Origin of the sequence: Duganella sp. Dugasp56, assembly GCF_047304105.1 — a bacterium.
GTDB lineage: Bacteria > Pseudomonadota > Gammaproteobacteria > Burkholderiales > Burkholderiaceae_D > Rugamonas > Rugamonas hordei.
The window spans coordinates 1-16967 of sequence record NZ_JBGLYQ010000041.1; the positions used below are offsets into that span (position 1 = coordinate 1).

Annotated in this window: 17 protein-coding genes; 5 read left to right on the forward strand and 12 right to left on the reverse strand. The window is 64.1% G+C overall.

Annotated features, from left to right (window positions below):
* The first annotated feature begins 110 nt into the window (after positions 1 to 110).
* The 5 genes from ilvA (at position 111) to rapZ (ending at position 5324) form a co-directional block, all read left to right on the forward strand.
* Positions 111 to 1646, forward strand: coding sequence for a threonine ammonia-lyase, biosynthetic (ilvA, locus tag ACCD07_RS24615; protein WP_176655317.1), 1536 nt, complete (start codon positions 111 to 113; stop codon positions 1644 to 1646).
* A 62-nt stretch (positions 1647 to 1708) separates the two neighbouring features.
* Positions 1709 to 2542: an NADPH-dependent 7-cyano-7-deazaguanine reductase QueF gene (queF, locus tag ACCD07_RS24620; protein WP_413448893.1), complete on the forward strand. Its 834-nt coding sequence runs from the start codon at positions 1709 to 1711 to the stop codon at positions 2540 to 2542.
* Positions 2543 to 2871: 329 nt separating this feature from the next.
* Positions 2872 to 3354, forward strand: a complete 483-nt coding sequence (locus ACCD07_RS24625; protein ID WP_176655315.1) for a PTS sugar transporter subunit IIA — start codon at positions 2872 to 2874, stop codon at positions 3352 to 3354.
* Between the two features lie 47 nt (positions 3355 to 3401).
* Positions 3402 to 4337, forward strand: a complete 936-nt coding sequence (gene hprK / locus ACCD07_RS24630) for an HPr(Ser) kinase/phosphatase (RefSeq protein ID WP_008444515.1) — start codon at positions 3402 to 3404, stop codon at positions 4335 to 4337.
* A gap of 126 nt (positions 4338 to 4463) precedes the next feature.
* Positions 4464 to 5324 (forward strand): RNase adapter RapZ, encoded by an 861-nt coding sequence (gene rapZ, locus ACCD07_RS24635; protein ID WP_176655314.1) that lies wholly within the window; start codon positions 4464 to 4466, stop codon positions 5322 to 5324.
* A 22-nt stretch (positions 5325 to 5346) separates the two neighbouring features.
* Here rapZ and ACCD07_RS24640 read toward each other — a convergent pair whose 3' ends face one another.
* From ACCD07_RS24640 to ACCD07_RS24695, 12 genes are all read right to left on the reverse strand, one after another.
* Positions 5347 to 5721, reverse strand: a complete 375-nt coding sequence (locus ACCD07_RS24640; RefSeq protein ID WP_353405262.1) for a VOC family protein — start codon at positions 5719 to 5721, stop codon at positions 5347 to 5349.
* A gap of 96 nt (positions 5722 to 5817) precedes the next feature.
* Complete coding sequence (locus ACCD07_RS24645; protein WP_176655312.1) at positions 5818 to 6282, reverse strand: Lrp/AsnC family transcriptional regulator; 465 nt, start codon at positions 6280 to 6282, stop codon at positions 5818 to 5820.
* 6 nt (positions 6283 to 6288) lie between these two features.
* Positions 6289 to 7368, reverse strand: a complete 1080-nt coding sequence (locus ACCD07_RS24650; RefSeq protein ID WP_413448872.1) for an enoyl-CoA hydratase/isomerase family protein — start codon at positions 7366 to 7368, stop codon at positions 6289 to 6291.
* 31 nt (positions 7369 to 7399) lie between these two features.
* Positions 7400 to 8356: an alginate lyase family protein gene (locus ACCD07_RS24655; RefSeq protein WP_413448873.1), complete on the reverse strand. Its 957-nt coding sequence runs from the start codon at positions 8354 to 8356 to the stop codon at positions 7400 to 7402.
* A 10-nt stretch (positions 8357 to 8366) separates the two neighbouring features.
* A complete protein-coding gene (locus tag ACCD07_RS24660) occupies positions 8367 to 11288 on the reverse strand; it encodes a TonB-dependent receptor (RefSeq protein ID WP_413448874.1) in 2922 nt (973 codons plus the stop codon).
* A 203-nt stretch (positions 11289 to 11491) separates the two neighbouring features.
* A complete protein-coding gene (gene hpf, locus ACCD07_RS24665) occupies positions 11492 to 11851 on the reverse strand; it encodes a ribosome hibernation-promoting factor, HPF/YfiA family (RefSeq protein ID WP_026334892.1) in 360 nt (119 codons plus the stop codon).
* A 77-nt stretch (positions 11852 to 11928) separates the two neighbouring features.
* Positions 11929 to 13407 carry an RNA polymerase factor sigma-54 gene (locus ACCD07_RS24670; RefSeq protein WP_176655308.1) on the reverse strand — a complete coding sequence of 493 codons (1479 nt, stop codon included), beginning with the start codon at positions 13405 to 13407 and terminating at the stop codon, positions 11929 to 11931.
* A gap of 9 nt (positions 13408 to 13416) precedes the next feature.
* Positions 13417 to 14169, reverse strand: a complete 753-nt coding sequence (gene lptB, locus ACCD07_RS24675) for an LPS export ABC transporter ATP-binding protein (RefSeq protein ID WP_176655307.1) — start codon at positions 14167 to 14169, stop codon at positions 13417 to 13419.
* Complete coding sequence (lptA, locus tag ACCD07_RS24680; protein ID WP_413448875.1) at positions 14170 to 14763, reverse strand: lipopolysaccharide transport periplasmic protein LptA; 594 nt, start codon at positions 14761 to 14763, stop codon at positions 14170 to 14172.
* A 23-nt stretch (positions 14764 to 14786) separates the two neighbouring features.
* Positions 14787 to 15377, reverse strand: a complete 591-nt coding sequence (lptC, locus tag ACCD07_RS24685) for an LPS export ABC transporter periplasmic protein LptC (RefSeq protein WP_413448876.1) — start codon at positions 15375 to 15377, stop codon at positions 14787 to 14789.
* Positions 15378 to 15389: 12 nt separating this feature from the next.
* Positions 15390 to 15920 (reverse strand): KdsC family phosphatase, encoded by a 531-nt coding sequence (locus tag ACCD07_RS24690; protein WP_176655305.1) that lies wholly within the window; start codon positions 15918 to 15920, stop codon positions 15390 to 15392.
* Positions 15920 to 16918 carry a KpsF/GutQ family sugar-phosphate isomerase gene (locus tag ACCD07_RS24695; RefSeq protein ID WP_176655304.1) on the reverse strand — a complete coding sequence of 333 codons (999 nt, stop codon included), beginning with the start codon at positions 16916 to 16918 and terminating at the stop codon, positions 15920 to 15922. Before ACCD07_RS24695 ends, ACCD07_RS24690 begins: the two co-directional genes overlap by 1 nt.
* Positions 16919 to 16967: the final 49 nt, after the last annotated feature.

A 16967-nucleotide genomic window follows, 5' to 3' on the forward strand; every position in this document is an offset into this window, starting at 1 on the left:
CCCCCCCCCCCCCCCCCCCCCCCCCCCCCCCCCCCCCCCCCCCCCCCCCCCCCCCCCCCCCCCCCCCCCCCCCCCGGGTTTGAGCCCTGGAATCACTTTGTTTGCAGACTATGACTATCGACTATCTGAAGAAAACCTTGACCGCGCGCGTCTACGACGTCGCTACTGAAACCCCGCTGGAACTCGCGCCGACGCTGTCGCAGCGTTTCGAGAACCGAATTTATTTCAAGCGCGAGGACATGCAGAGCGTGTTCAGCTTCAAGATTCGTGGCGCCTACAACAAGATGGCCCACCTGAGCGAAGCCCAGCGCAAGCGCGGCGTGATCTGCGCCTCGGCCGGCAATCACGCCCAGGGCGTGGCGCTGTCGGCTGCGCGCATGGGTTGCCGCGCCGTCATCGTGATGCCGACCACCACCCCGCAAGTGAAGGTGGAGGCGGTCAAGGCGCGCGGCGGCGCCGAAGTCGAAGTCGTGCTGCACGGCGAATCCTATACCGATGCCTACAACCACGCGCTGATGCTGGAGCAGGAGCAGAAGCTGACCTTCGTCCACCCGTTCGACGACCCGGACGTCATCGCCGGCCAGGGCACCATCGGCATGGAAATCCTGCGCCAGCATTCCGGCCCTATCCACGCCATCTTCGTGCCGATCGGCGGCGGCGGCCTGATTTCCGGCATCGCCGCGTATGTCAAGCAGATCCGCCCGGACATCAAGATCATCGGCGTGCAAAGCCTCGATTCGGACGCCATGGCGCGCAGCGTCAAGGCCGGCGAGCGCGTCACCTTGTCCGACGTCGGCCTGTTCGCCGACGGCACCGCTGTGCGCCTGGCGGGCGAGGAAACCTTCCGCCTGGTGCAGCAGTACGTGGACGACATCATCCTGGTCGACACCGACGCCATCAGCGCGGCGATCAAGGATGTGTTCAGCGATACGCGCTCGATCCTGGAACCGTCCGGCGCGCTGGCCGTGGCCGGCGCCAAGGCCTACGTGGAGCGCGCAGCGCTGACCAAGGATCCGATCCGGAACGAAACGCTGATCACCATCTGCAGCGGCGCCAACATGAACTTCGACCGCCTGCGCTTCGTCGCCGAGCGCGCCGAGCTGGGCGAGGCGCGCGAGGCGGTGTTCGCCGTCACGCTGCCGGAGCAGCGCGGCAGCTTCAAGCGCTTCTGCGCGCTGGTCGGCCCGCGCAACGTGACCGAGTTCAACTACCGCATCAGCGACAAGGACGAGGCCCACGTGTTTGTCGGCGTGCAGATCGCCGACCGCGGCGAATCGGGCGCGCTGGCGCGCACCTTCGAGCAGAACGAGTTCCGGACGCTGGACCTGACGCACGACGAGCTGGCCAAGGCGCACATCCGCCACCTGGTCGGCGGCAAGAGCACGCTGGCCAAGGACGAGCTGCTGTACCGCTTCGAGTTCCCCGAGCGTCCGGGCGCGCTGATGCGTTTCCTGAACTCGATGGCGCCGAACTGGAACATCTCGCTGTGCCACTACCGCAGCCAGGGCGGCGACGTCGGCCGCATCCTGATCGGCCTGCAGGTGCCGTCCGAGGAAATGGGCCAGTTCGCGCAGTTCCTGACCACGCTCGGCTACCGCTACTGGGACGAGAGCGCCAATCCCGTGTACAAGCTGTTCCTGGGCTAAACGCAGCACGACGGCATGGTTTGCGCTACCATGCCGTCCTTCACCGAAACACCATGATCGCCATGACCAACTCCGTCGACCTGTCCCCGCTGGGAAAAACCTCCGCCTACCGCACCGATTACGCGCCGGAACTGCTGTTCCCGATCGCGCGCCAGGGCAAGCGCGACGAGCTGGGCCTGACCGGCACGCTGCCGTTCTTCGGCGTCGACATCTGGAACGCCTACGAGATTTCGTGGCTGAACCAGCGCGGCAAGCCGCAGGTGGCGATCGCCCGCATCACCGTGCCGGCCGATTCGCCCAACATCATCGAATCGAAATCCTTCAAGCTGTACCTGAACTCGTTCAACCAGACCCGCCTCGACAGCGTGGTCGCGCTGAAGACGCTGCTGCAGCAGGACTTGTCGAACGGCTTCGGCGCCACGGTGCACATTTCAATCACGCAGCCGGAAGAATTCGGCATGGTGGAGATGGGCGAACTGGACGGCCTGCTGCTGGACCGCCTCGACATCGAAGTCGACCACTACAGCCCGACGCCGGACCTCCTCAAGGCCGCCCTCGACGAAGAGCCGGTCGAGGAAAAGCTGATCTCGCACCTGCTCAAATCGAACTGCCTGGTCACCGGCCAGCCGGACTGGGCCAGCGTGCAGATCCACTACGCCGGCCCGCAGATCGACCAGGAAAGCCTGCTCAAATACCTGATCGGCTTCCGCGAGCACAACGAATTCCACGAGCAGTGCGTCGAGCGCATCTTCACCGACATCCTGCGCCAGTGCCAGCCGCAGCAGCTGGCCGTGTACGCCCGCTACACCCGCCGCGGCGGCCTCGACATCAATCCATGGCGCAGCAACTTCAGCACCGCACAGAAACCGCCCAATCTTCGTGGCGCACGTCAATAAAGCCCTCTTTTTCTTCGATCAAACCGGAAAAATCAGGCGTATGATGTGCATATGGCGTGCAGAGTTGCGTCACACGGCCACAACGGCCTGAAAACGCGCAAAAATCGGAAATTTGCCCCAGACCCTGGCAAAAAACCGGCGTTTTCCGAGATTTCTATTCAGAAATAGCGATTCCTTTCTTTGATGCATTTCAAGTCCAGCCCGCGCGTCGGCTGGCGGACATAAACGCAATGACAGGCGCGAGCGATTTCATGTTACATGGCGCAGAAACAAGCCTATAATTCTGCTCGCATGCCACCTTTGTGCGTTGCAACATTTTATGTCGTGTTATGAACAACCTTAGCAAAATACTCTCACTTGAAAATGTCTTGCTCGACCTGGAAGTTTCCAGCAAGAAGCGCGCTTTCGAGCAAGCCGGCCTGATTTTTGAAAACAACTGCGGCATCGCCCGCTCCACCGTCTCGGACAACCTGTTCGCGCGCGAGCGCCTCGGTTCGACCGGGCTGGGCCACGGGGTGGCGGTTCCGCACGGCCGCATCAAGGGCATGAAGAGCCTGAAGTCGCCGCTGGCGGCGTTTGTGCGCCTGGCCGAGCCGATTCCGTTCGAGTCGCCCGACGGCAAGCCGGTCAACCTGCTGTTCTTCCTGCTGATCCCCGACCACGTCACCCAGCAGCACCTGGAGATCCTGTCGGAAATCGCCGAAATGTTCTCCGACGACGCCTTCCGCACCGCGCTGAGCACGGACACGGAACCGAAGTCGGTACACTCGCGCATCATCAACTGGATGCCCAGCCTGCAAGCAGCCGGGTGAGATAGGTTAAACTAAGGTCTAGTCCAACCTATTCCTTAAAGACACCCATGCTGCAAACTCCGCTGACGATACAAAGGCTTTACGACGACAATCGCGAAAGTTTGCAGCTAGGCTGGTTCGCCGGCTTCCCCGGCGGCGAACGCCTGATCTCCGGCGACGTCGCTTCGGCCGCCGACCAGGTCGGCCACCTGAACACCATCCACCCGGGCCGCATCCAGGTCTTCGGGCACCAGGAAATCAATTACTACCAGCGTTTAAAATCGCTGACGCGCGCCCACGTCATCGGCGAGCTGATCGCCGGCGGCCCGCCGGCGCTGATCATCGCGCAGGGCCTGGAAACGCCGCCCGACATCCTCGCCATCTGCGACGAAAAAAACATCCCGCTGTTCTCGACGCCGTTGCCGGCCGCACAGGTGATCGACTTCCTGCGCGTCTACCTGTCGAAGAAACTGGCGCAACGCATCATCATGCACGGCGTGTTCATGGACGTGCTGGGCGTGGGCGTGCTGATCACCGGCGACTCCGGCCTCGGCAAGAGCGAGCTGGGCCTGGAGCTGATTTCGCGCTCGCACGGCCTGGTGGCCGACGATGCGGTGGAGTTCTCGCGCATCGCGCCGAACATGATCGAGGGACGCTGCCCTGCCCTGCTGCAGAACCTGCTGGAAGTGCGCGGGCTGGGCCTGCTGGACATCAAGGCCATCTTCGGCGAGACCGCCGTGCGCCGCAAGATGCGCCTGAAGCTGATCGTGCACCTGGTGCGGCGCGGCGCGGCCGACGAGGAAGTGGAGCGCCTGCCGTTCCAGTTCCCGACCGAGGACGTGCTGGGCCTGCCGATCCGCAAGGTGGTGATCCCGGTGGCGGCCGGCCGCAACATCGCGGTGCTGCTGGAGGCCGCCGTGCGCAACACCATTTTGCAGCTGCGCGGCATCGACACGCTGCAGGAATTCATGGAACGGCAACGCCAAGCAATGAGCGGAGATTGAGATGCAGCAAAGATTGAATGTTGCTAAGGAGTTGCGCCATGCATGGCGCAACCGTTCCGCAGGCGCGGAGCTGCGCTCCACGAATTCCCCGCTCCACCAACGCCAAGCCATGAGCGGAGACTGAGCATGCGCATCGTACTCATCACCGGCATTTCGGGCTCCGGCAAATCCGTCGCCCTCAACGTCCTGGAAGACACGGGACACTATTGCGTCGACAACCTGCCGCCCGCGCTGCTGTCCCACCTGGTGACCACGCTGGCCGAGGAAGGGCTGCAGGCGCTGGCCGTGGCCGTCGACGCCCGCAGCGCCGAATCGCTGGCCTCGCTGCCGGCCGACGTCAAGCGGCTGCGCGAGGAAGGCCACGACGTCAAGGTCATGTTCCTGACCGCCAACACGCACTCGCTGGTGGCGCGGTTTTCCGAAACGCGGCGCAGCCATCCGCTGTCGCACGAACTGCGGCCGGGACAGAACCCTGCCGCACGCCGCACGCTGATCGAATGCATCCTGGAAGAGCGCGAGCGGCTGTCGCATATCGAACAGCTGGGTCACGTGATCGACACGTCGGAACTGAGCGCCAACAAGCTGCGCACCTGGGTCAAGGACCTGGTGGCGGCGGAACGCGCGCCGTTGACGCTGTTCTTCGAATCGTTCGCCTTCAAGCTGGGCGTGCCGATGGACGCGGATTTCGTGTTCGACGTGCGGGCGCTGCCGAATCCCTATTACGACCTGACGCTGCGCCCGCTGACGGGACGCGACGCGCCGGTGATCGAGTTCCTCGACGCGCAGCCGAGCGCGTTGGAAATGATGAGCGACATCCGCGCCTTCGTGGAAAAGTGGCTGCCGTCCTTCAAGACCGACAACCGCAGCTACCTGACGGTGGCGCTGGGCTGCACCGGCGGCCAGCACCGCTCGGTCTACATGGCGGAAAAACTGGCCGCCTACTTCCACGCCACGGAGCGCGTGGTGCTGCGCCACCGCGAGCAGTAACAAACCAGGACCAGCAAAAATATCATCGGCTCCAGTGCACCACTTCGATGGTGTGGCCGTCGGGGTCCTTGATCATGGTGCCGAAATACCGGTCGTTGATGTCGGGCCGCAGGCCCGGCTCGCGCAGCGCCATCGCGCCCAGGCTCATGGCGGCATGGAAGAATTCCCGCGCGGCCTGCCGGCTCGGTGCGGACACCGCCAGGTGCGCGCGGTCGCCGGCCAGCACGCCGTCGCCGCTGGACGGATACAGGCAGAAACTCCACGCGCCGTCGGCGCCGTAGATCACTTGCGTGGCGTCCTGGTGCTGCAAGCTGTAGCCCAGCGGGTTGAAGCAGGCGGTGTAAAAGGCGGTCGCGCGCGCGAGCTCGCGCGTGCCGATGGAAACGTGGTCGATCATGATGGCATTCCTGTGTAGATGGAAGGCACATCTTACCGAGCGGCCGTGAGACAAAATCGCATTCTCGCCCCTTGCGGTGCACGAATTATTCAATTTTCACAGCGGCACCTTGGTCTCGAACTTGGCGCAGTTCATGGCCAGCAAGCTCTTGTAGTTGCTGACATTGTTGTTCGACGTGAAAACGCGCCGCGTGAACGCCTGGAACGATTCCATCGACGCCGCCGTGACCACCAGCATGAAGTCGAATTCGCCGGCCACTTCGTAGCAGGCCATGACGTCGGACTCTTCGCGCATCAGCGACTCGAACATCTTCAGCAGCGCGGTGTTTTGCTGCTCCAGCTGCACCGTGACAAACGCCGTCAGCGGACGGCCGACCCGCACGCGGTCGACCAGCGCCACATCCTTGACCAGGACGCCGCTGGCGCGCAGCTGGGCGATGCGGCGCTGGCAGGTGGCGGCGGAGGCGTGTACCAGCTCGGCAAGACGGCGCAGCGGTATCGTCGCGTCGTCCTGCAGCAGGTTCAGTATCTGGATGTCGATACGGTCCAGTTGGACGGACATCGGCGCCTAGTCCAGGTGGCGCAGCGGGTGCGCGTAATCCGGCCACACCGGCTGGAAGAAGCGCTGCACCATCTCTTCGGTTACTTCTTCGAGCGACGACGGCTTCCACTGCGGCGCGTTGTCCTTGTCGATGACGAGGGCGCGCACGCCTTCGATCACTTCGCCGTCCTCGAAGTTGTGGCGCACCAGCGTGCGTTCCATGCGCAGGCAGTCGGCCACGCTTGAAGCGGCGCCGCGCTTCAGCAGCTCGTGCGTGACGCACATCATCAGCGGCGAACGGGTGGCCATGATCTCCAGCGTTTTCTGCGCGAAGGCGCTGTCGTCCGTCTTGAGCGAGGCGACGATGGCCGGCACCGAGCCGGCGCCGAAGTGGCGGTCGATGGCGGCGCGCTCGGCTTCCAGCTTGCCCGCGGCCGGCCTGTAGGGGGCGGCGAAGGCGGCGATCGCCTCCGGCAGTTCCGCGCCCGCGGTCGACTCCAGGATCGCCTCCAGCACCTCCATGTCGGCCACGGCCGCGTAGTGGTCGGCCAGGCCGGCGTACAGCGCGTCGGCGGCGCCTATCGTCGCGCCGGTCAGGCCGAGATAGTAGCCCAGCTTGCCCGGCGCGCGCGGCAGGAAATAACTGCCGCCCACGTCCGGGAACAGGCCGATGTTCACTTCCGGCATCGCCATCCGGGTGCGCTCGGTGACGATGCGCACGCGGCAGTCCGGGCCGCCCTGCGAGACGCCCATGCCGCCGCCCATGACCACGCCGTCCATCAGCGCGATGTAGGGCTTGGGATAAAAATGAATCAGGTGGTTGAGCGCGTATTCCTCGCTGAAGAAATCCTCCAGCAGCGCGCTGCCGCCCTGCGGCGAGCCACGGCCGACGTCGTAGAAGAAGCGGATGTCGCCGCCGGCGCAGAACGCCTTTTCGCTGCTGCTGCGGATGACCACGGCGGCCACCGAGCTGTCGTCGCGCCATGCCAGCAGCGCCTGCGTGATGTCGCGCACCATCGCCAGCGACAGCGAGTTCAGGGCCTTGGGCCGGTCCAGCGTGATGGTGCCGGTGCCGTTGCCGACGCTGGTGTGGACGTATTCGCTCATGAGTAAAAAGGGCTGAAGGAAAAACCCTATTCTACTGCGACTTCCGCGCCGCCAGATGTTCGAGCGGATTGGGCAGATTGAGATCGCCGCCCAGGCGCGGCTGCCATTGCTTCTTTGCCGGCGCCTCCTGCGGCTTGCCTTCGTGGCGGCCGTAGATGGTGGTCACGTCGAGCACGCCGACGCGCTCCTGCTCGAAGCCGGTGGCCTTGGCGATGCCCGACGGATCTGCCGACGCGGCAACGGTGAACTTGACGATCTGGTCCAGCTTGGGATCATGCAGGTCCAGGATCGACGCGATCATCACCAGCGGCACGGTGGCGTACACCTGGTAGTGCAGCGCCTTGGCCGCGCGCTCCATCTCGGCCGGCAGCGAGCCGTCGGCCGCCATCTGCCCCATCGCGTGGTCGAACACCTTGCGACCCCAGCCCAGGTAGCGCTGGTCGCCCGTCACGCCGCCGACCGCGGTGACCGCCAGGCCTTCCCAGTAGTAGTGGTTGTTGCGGCCGCCCTTCTTCGCATCGGAGTGCGCCATCGTGGCGTCGGCCAGCGTCTTGAGCCAGCCTTCGATGAGTTGCTGCTGCGCGGCGCCGGCGGCCGGCTTCAAGCGCGCATAGCTGAGCGCCATGCCGCCCAGCGTCCACTTGCGCACGTAGTAGGCCTGCTCGCTGGACAGCTTGCCCAGCATGGCCTTCTGTTCGGCCCAGCTGGCCAGCCAGGTCAGCGCGCAGGCGCCGTCGGCCGCGTTGGCCTTGGGGTCGAGCTGGTAGGCGGTGGCGCCCTTCGCCACCTCGGCCAGGAAATCCTCGATCGGCTTGGTGTTGGCGATGTTGCGCGCCCGCAGCACCGGATCGATGACGGAATGGTGCGCGTCCGAGTAGTAGCTGTTGGCGTCGATGTCGATGCGGGCCGGCGGCGGCGCTTCGCACGCCAGCGCCGCGGAAGCGGCCAGCGCCAGCAGTATCGAGGTAAATAATTTAGTGCGTTTCATGTTGCTCCCGTCAGAAGGTGGTGCTCAGTTTAACTTGGTAGGTGCGGCCGTCCACGTCCAGCCGGCGCGGCTTCATGACCGTCCCCTCGTATTCCTCGCGCACCGCATTGGTCATATTGAAGGCGTCGAAGGAAATCTTGTAGCCGCCGTCGAAGGTGTAGCTGGCCGACATGTCCAGCTGGCCGCGCGCCTTGACCGAGCGGGCCGCGCCGTTGAAGGTGCCGCCGGCCGCCAGGTCGTAGTCGTCGCGATAGTTGTACACGGTGCGCACGCCCCAGCTCCTGGTTTCGTAGTAGGCGATCAGGTTGTAGTTGTTGCGCGATACGCCGGGCAGCGTGGCCGGCGAACCGTCGTCGTTCCTGCCCTTGATGGTGGTGTAGGCGTAGTTGAAGGCGCCGCCCAGGTTGTTGAAGGGCGCCGGCAGGAAGTCCAGGTTCTGCTGCACGTTGAACTCGACGCCGTTGACCTTGATCGCCTGCTGGTTGGCCTGGCCCGAGATGACCACCTTGGCCCGCTGCAGCGACGGCGCCTGCGCGGTGCCGACGTTGATCATGATGTCGCTCAGGCAGTCGGTGCCGACCACCGACAGGTGGCCGAGGCCGAGCGCGGTGGCGTCGGCCGGGCACAGGCGACCGATGTCGCGCACCGGTCCCACCAGGCCCTGCACATCCTTCTGGAACACGGTCAGCGCGACCAGCCCGTTCGGGCGGTTGTACCACTCCAGCGCCAGGTCGTAGGAGTTGGCCTTGTACGGCTTCAGGCTCGCGCTGCCCAGCGTGACGTTGTAGGTCGGCGTGGAAACGCCCTGCGCCGGCTCGGTCACCACCGTGGACGGCGTGATGTCGCGCGGCTGCGGACGCACGAAGGTGCGGTAGGCGGCGCCGCGCAGCGCCAGCTTGTCGCTCAGGTCGGCCTTGGCCACCAGCGACGGCAGGAAGTTGCGGTAGGTCTGCTCGAACTCGCGCGGGGTCTTGGTGGTGACGACCTTGGTGCCGCCCGGAATGGTCACGGTGAGGTTGCTGGTGTCGACCGAGTCGACCGTTTCGCGCGTGGCCTCGTAGCGCCCGCCGAGGTTGCCCTTGAGCGGCACGCCGAACACGCTGGTGCCGAAGAGGCTGGATACATAGGCCGACGAGATCTTGTTCTTGACCGAGAAGTTATACGACGAGAAGCCGGGATCGGCATCGTTGTTGACGAGGCCGTATTGCGTCAGCGTCTGGCCCGGCAGCGGCGTGACCGGCGTGACCGCCTTCAGCACCGACGGAATATCCACCGCCACCCAGTTCTTCGTGTAGCCGGGAATGTAGCCGTCGGCGAAGGTCGGCACGTAGGGATTGTCGATCGCCAGCGACGACTGGATGGCCGAGAAGTTGATGCCCTGCGCGGTGTTGCGGGTGCCGGTGGAGACGAAGTCGTTGTTCTCGAAACGCAGGCCGGCCTTGACCGACTTGAAGAAGCCCTGCTCGAAGCTGCGCTCCACCGATCCCTGCACCGAATCGACCGAGGTCAGCGCGCGGCCGTTGGTGCCGGTGATGCCGAAGCGGTCGTTGCCGTTGTTGCGCGCCTGCGTGACCGAGGTGCCCGGGCGCTGGTCGTACGGGCCGGGGTTGATGTGGCTGGTCGTCGGCGTGAACAGGGTCAGGATGGAGTTGGCCAGGTCGTCGCCGCCCGAATAGTAGTGGCCGTAGGTGCCGTTGGTGGCCGGCAGCGTGCGCGCCGATTGCACGATGTCGATTTCCAGCTGGTCCGAGCGGTTCTCCGCGCGCGAGGTGTGGAAGGCGCCGTTCAGGTGCCAGTCGTCGTTCTCCCAATCGGCTTCGCCGGTGACGCCGTGGGTCTTCTGCCGTTGCGGCGCCGAGCGCAGCGAGTCGGTGACGCTGGCGTTGGCGTAGTCGTAGGAATTGATCATCGCCTGCTTGCCCGTCACGCCCAGCGGCGACTTGGTGTCGACGGTGAAGATCGGGCCCAGGTTGGTGATCGGCGAATTGGCGGTCGGATCGATATAGTTCAGGTACTGGTTCGACGAGCCCAGCTTGCGGTCGCTGAAGTAGCCGGTCAGGTTGAGCTTGGTCTCGCTGTTCATGCGCCAGCCGATGCCGCCGGCGCCGCTGTTGGTGGCGCCGGTGTTGGCGGTGACGGTCTGGCGGATCTGGCCGGGGAACAGGATGCCGGTCGGGTATTGCGACTTCGGATACCGCGCGTCGAACTGCGCCTGCGTGATGCCGAGGTTGCCCGGCGTCAGCGTGTCGTAGTCCTGGATCTGGGTCGAGTCGCGGCGGAAGTTTTCCTTCTTGTACGCGTAGACGCCGAACACCGCCAGGTCCTTGCTGAAGTGCTTGTTGTACGACACGGTGGCGTTGGGCGTGCTCAGGCGGCCCAGCTCGTCGTACTCGTCGCCGATGGTGACGCCGCCGCCGTCCTTGCGCGACAGCGCGGACGCGATGCGCAGGTCGATGTTGCCGCTCAGGCCGCCCGGCTGCTCGGCCGCGGTCGGGCTTTTCAGCACGGTGACGGCGCTGAAGATGTCCGAGTTGAAGGCGCCCAGCGGCGTCGAGCCGTTCAGCACCGGCTGCGCGAAGGACATGCCGTTGATGGTGGTCAGCGCGAACGTGCCCGGCAGGCCGCGCAGGTTGATGGTGGCGTTGCGCGAGCCGGCTTCGCGGTTGATCTGCACGCCGGGGATGCGCTGGATCGCCTCGCCCACGTTCAAGTCGGGGAAACGCCCCAGGCCGTCGGAGGAAATGCTGTCGGTGATCTCCAGCGTGTCGCGCTTCATGTTGACCGCGTCCGCATAGGATTTGCGGATGCCGGTCACCACCACGGTGGCGCCGTCGGCGGCGGCGGTTTCCTGGGCGGCCGCTTGCGCGCTGGCCAGGCTGAGCATGGCGATGGCGACGGCCGCGCTCATCGGACGGATGGCTAATTTCTGCATTGGATAGTCTCTCTTTATATTTATGGGTCAGACAAGGAAAACGTTTAACTTTTCAATTAAATCACTATTCCAAGGTAAACGCCATAAATTTTGAGCGGCCGCGGGAGTGTATTGCCAAATACTAGATAATCGTTTACCGTAAACCGTACCGGCGCAAAAAAGGGCGCCGATGCGCCCTTAGTCGAGTGGTGCCGGGGCCGTTGTTATAGGGCGGCGGCAGCGGGTTCGTAGCTATCCGGGAGATGCTTGATCGCATCGTGGCCGTGCTCTTGGACCTTGGCTTTGTATTTCATGACCTGCCGATCCAGCTTGTCGATCAGCGTATCGATGGCGGCGTACAGGTCCTGGGACAGGCTTTCCACGTAGACGGTTTTACCCGACATGCGCAGGTTGATTTCAGCCTTCTGGCGTTTCTCTTTCTCTTTAAGGTTATCTACAGTCAGAATGACAGCAATATCAATCACTTGATCAAAGTGGCGTGTGACGCGTTCGAGCTTGTTCTGCACGTATTCACGGATGGCCGAGGTCACTTCGAGATGATGTCCACTGATGGTGAGATTCATACACACTCCTAAAGATGATGTCGCTTCTTACGGTTAGTGCGTGGCCCATTACTACCGGGCGCGCAGGAACCAAGTAACTACAAAGACTTGCGGAGACTGACTGGCGGGATTTTCAACGCTTCGCGATATTTGGCAACAGTTCGTCGCGCAATCACCATGCCTTGTTCTCCCAGCATGTCCGCAATCTTACTGTCGGATAAAGGATTTTTCGGGTCTTCTGCTCCTGTCAATTGCACGATGAGTGCGCGTATCGCCGTCGAACTTGCTTCCCCTCCCGCTTCGGTGGCGACATGGCTACCAAAGAAATATTTCAACTCAAACATGCCGTGCGGGGTCAGCATGTATTTTTGAGTTGTTACCCGAGAAATAGTACTCTCGTGTAAACCCAGTGTATCAGCAATTTCGCGAAGCACAAGGGGGCGCATGGCAACCGCGCCGTGCGAGAAAAAGTTCTTTTGTCTTTCTACTATCGCCTGGGCGACGCGCAGGATGGTGTCGAAACGCTGGCGCATATTCTTGATCAGCCACTTGGCTTCCTGCAGCTGCGCGCCCATCGCGCCCTCGCCTTTTCCCTGCTTGAGCAGGTTGGCGTACATGGCGTTGACGCGCAGGCGCGGCATGACGTCGTTGTTCAGGCTGACCTGCCAGCCGGTGCGCGATTTCTTGACGATGACGTCCGGCACCACGTAGTCGGACACGTCCGACGCGAACGCCGACCCGGGATGCGGATTGCACTGGCGGATCACGGTTTGCGCCTCGCGCAAATCCTCGTCGTCGCACAGCAGCGCTTTTTTCAGCTTGTTGAAATCGCGCTGGGCAAACCACGTCAGATGGTTTTCAACGATGGCCAGCGCCATGCGCCGCGTCACCATCGGCACGCCCGGCAAGCGCTTGATTTGCAGCGCCAGGCACTCGGACGCGTTGCGCGCGCCCACGCCCATCGGATCAAAGCTCTGCAGCAGCGACAAGGCGGTCTGCAGTTCGTCGATGTCCAGTTCCAGCTCCTCCGGCAGGCGGGCGTGGATGTCCTCCAGCGATTCCTCCAGGTAGCCGTTTTCGTCGAGCGCGTCGATGATCAGCTCGACCAGCGCGCGGTCGCGCATTTCCAGCACCGTCACGCGCATCTGTTCCATCAGGTGCTCGCGCAGCGTGCAGTGGTTGGCTTCGAGCTGCGGGCGCGCGTCCTCGTCGTCGGGCGCCTTGCTGCGGCCGGCGTCGCTCCAGTCGACGTCGGCGTCGCTGCTGGTGCTTTCGGTGTCGGCGGCGGGGCCGTCGTAGTTGTCGGCGTCGGCGGCCGGCGCTTCCTGCGCGTTGGGCGGGCCTTCCGGCGGCGCGTCGCCGACCGGGGCCTGCTGGCTGATGGCGCCGTCCGACAGCAGCCGCAGCGAGCGGTCCAGCGGGTCGTCGAGACGCTCCAGCAGCGGGTTATCGGTCAGCAGCTGTTCGAGTTCCTGGTGCAGCTCCAGCGTGGACAACTGCAGCAGCCGGATCGACTGCTGCAGCTGAGGTGTCAGCGCGAGGTGCTGCGACGTGCGCAGTTGCAATGACTGTTTCATGGGGTAAGGCTACATCCTGAAGTGTTCACCCAGGTACACGCGACGCACCGACTCATTGGCGATGATGTCGTCTGGCCGGCCTGAAGCCAATACCGTGCCCTGGTTGATGATATACGCGCGGTCGCAGATGCCCAGCGTCTCGCGCACATTGTGATCGGTAATGAGGACGCCGATGCCGCGTTCCTTGAGGAAGCGCACGATGCGCTGGATCTCAATGACGGCGATCGGGTCGACCCCGGCGAATGGTTCGTCGAGCAGCACGAAGCGCGGATTGGTGGCCAGCGCGCGCGCGATCTCGACCCGGCGGCGTTCGCCGCCCGACAGCGACAGCGCCTGGTTTTCGCGCAGCTTTTCGATCTGCAAATCGGCCAGCAGGGTATTGAGCCGTTCATCAATTGCAGCCTTGGATAAAGGCTTGCCGTCCACTTTCTGGATTTCGAGGACGGCGCGGATATTTTCTTCCACGGTCAGCTTGCGGAACACCGACGCCTCCTGCGGCAGGTAGGACAGCCCCAGCGACGCGCGGCGGTGGATCGGCAGGCTGGAGATGTCGGTGCCGCTGATGTCGATGGTGCCGGCGTCCGACGGCACCAGGCCGACGATCATGTAGAACGAGGTGGTCTTGCCGGCGCCGTTGGGGCCCAGCAGGCCGACCACTTCGCCGCACTCGACCTGCAGCGAAACGTCGTGCACGACCTGGCGCTTGCCGTAAGTCTTTTGCAAGCCTTTGACGATCAGGGTGCTACCGCAGGATGGTTCCATTTATTTCCCCGGCGTAGGCGTGGTGGCGGAGGCGGCGGGCGCCGAGGCGGCAGGCGGACGGATCGTCGGCTGGATCACCATGGTGCCGCGGCCTGCACCCGGTTTGCTGACGCCAGAGACGTTGTTCTTGACATCGAAATGTTCGGTGCGGCTGTCATAGGAAATGAATTCGCTGTCGACTTCACTGGCCAGGCGACCGCCCTCCAGCTGGCGTACCTTAGCCTTGGCGAACAGCTTTACCAGGTCGGTCTTATCGCTGTACTCGATGCGTTCGGCTTCGCCCTCAATCCACTGGTCGCCAGCGCCGTCGCGCTTCTGGCGGAAGGTGGACAGCGTGCCAGGCGTGCTGGTCAGCACGACAAAGTTATAGCCTTCCGGATCGGTCGTCACGACCGCCTTTGGCGATTTCATCAGCAAGGTGCCGCGGGTCAGCACGACGTTGCCGATCAGCGTCTTGATTTGCTTGACGTCGTCGATCTGCAGATCGTCGTAATCGATCTTGGTCGGTTTGTTGGCGTCGGCTTTTTCCGCATGGGCCGCGCCAGCCGCCATCAGCAGCATCGCGGCCGTCAGGATCAGTTTTTTCATCATCATTCCATTCTTCATCATTGGTTCTTTCAATGGCCGCGCGGCGGCATGGTCAGTTGCCCGCGCCCGCCCAGTTGCACCTGGCGGGTGGCGTTGTTGGCCTTCATGCCGACGCCGTTGGCCGTCGCGTTGCCCATTTCCAGCGCGACCGGCGCCGTGGTTTCCATTCTTTCCTCGTCCGGGAAGACGGTCAGCGCCGGGGTCGTCATGCGCATCGCCTGCGCTTGCGGCGTGGCCGGGCGCACGACGTCCACATTACCATTGAGCTGGACCCGCGTATTGCCCTGGTCGACATGCGCGGTATCGGCATGGATATTCATCGGCGGCTGGTTGCCCGCCAGGCTGTGCACGTAAGGCTTGTCGATGTCGGAAGCGTCGTCGACCGGACGGTGGGTCAGCTTGTCGCCGGAAATGATGTAGGCCGGCTGGCCCGCCTTGTTCATGCGTACCAGGCTGAAGCGGTCGATGATGTAGTCCGGCTCGTTGCGGTGCTGGTCGGCCTGTGCTTCCTGACCGGCCTGATTGACCACCTGCACCAGCCAGAAGCTGCCGACGGCGACAAACACGCCGACGACCATGATGACGGTCAGCTGCCAGCGGTGGGCTGTTCTTTTACGCATGACTGATCCCCGTCAAACCAGGAACTGCGCCATCACGCGCTCGTAGCTGCCCTGCGCGTGCAGCAGCAGTTCGCACACTTCGCGCACGGCGCCGCGGCCGCCGGCGGCGACGGTGGTGTGGTGCGCGCGCTCGAGCACTTCGGCGCGGCCGTTCGGCACGGCGACGGCGAAGCCGACGCGCGTCAAGATCGGCAGGTCGACCACGTCGTCGCCGATGAAGCCTACCTGCTCGGCGGTGAGGCCGGTCTTTTCCAGCAGCGCGTTGAACGGCGTCAGCTTGTCGTGGCCGCCCTGGTGCAGGTGGGCGATGCCGAGGTCGGCGGCGCGCTTGATCACCTGCGGCGACGTGCGCGCGCTGATGATGGCGGTCTGCACGCCGGCTTCCTGCAGCAGCTTGATGCCCAGGCCGTCGTGCACGTTGAAGGTCTTCAGCGCCTCGCCCTCGGCGCCGTAGTGCAGGCTGCCGTCGGTCAGCACGCCGTCGACGTCGAAGATCATCAGCTTGACGCGGGCGGCCCGTTCGACATACGTTAATTCAGTCATCAGATCACCTTGGCGCGGGTCAGGTCGTGGATGTGCAGCGCGCCGACCAGCTTGCCGTCGGCGTCGGTCACCAGCATCTGGTTGATGCGGTACTGCTCCATCACGGCGACCGCGTCGACGGCCAGCTTTTCCGGCGAGATCGAGCGCGGGTTGGCGTGCATCACGTCGCGGATGATGACCTTGCTGAAGTCCTGGACCTTCTCGATCATGCGGCGCAGGTCGCCGTCGGTGAACACGCCGACCGGCTTGCCGTCGGCGTCGACGATGGCGGTCATGCCCATGCCCTTCTGCGTGATTTCCAGCAGCGCGTCGGTCAGCTTGACGTCGGCGGTCACCTTTGGCACGGCGTCGCCGCTGCGCATGACGTCGCGCACGTGGGTCAGCAGGCGGCGGCCCAGCGCGCCGCCCGGGTGCGAGCGGGCGAAATCCTCTTCCTTGAAGCCGCGCAGGTCCAGCAGCGCGACGGCGATGGCGTCGCCCAGCGCCAAGGTGACGGTGGTCGACGTGGTCGGCGCCAGGTTCATCGGGCAGGCTTCCTTGGCCACGGCCACGTTCAGGTGGACGTCGGCGATGTCGGCCAGGCTGGAGCCCGGCTTGCCGGTCATCGCGATGACCTTGCTGCCCATGCGCTTGACCACCGGCAGGATGGTCATCAGCTCGGCGCTTTCGCCGGAGTACGAAATGGCGATGAAGGCGTCGTCGGCGGTGACCATGCCGAGGTCGCCGTGGGCCGCTTCGGCCGGATGCACGAACAGCGCCGGCGTGCCGGTCGAGGCCAGCGTGGCGGCGATCTTGCGGCCGATATGGCCGGACTTGCCGATGCCTGACACGACCACGCGGCCCTTGCAGTTCAGCAGCAGGGAAATTGCCTGAACGACACTATCGTCGGTCTCCAGACGGGCATTCAGGGCGGCGATCGCCTCCGCTTCGTTTTGCAGCGTATCGCGGGCCAGGCGCAGCGCGTGGGCGGCCATTTTTGCGTCAAAAGCTTTCAGCATTGTTTTTTCATGGGTTACACTCATGCCCAAGTATAGCCGAATTGAGAAA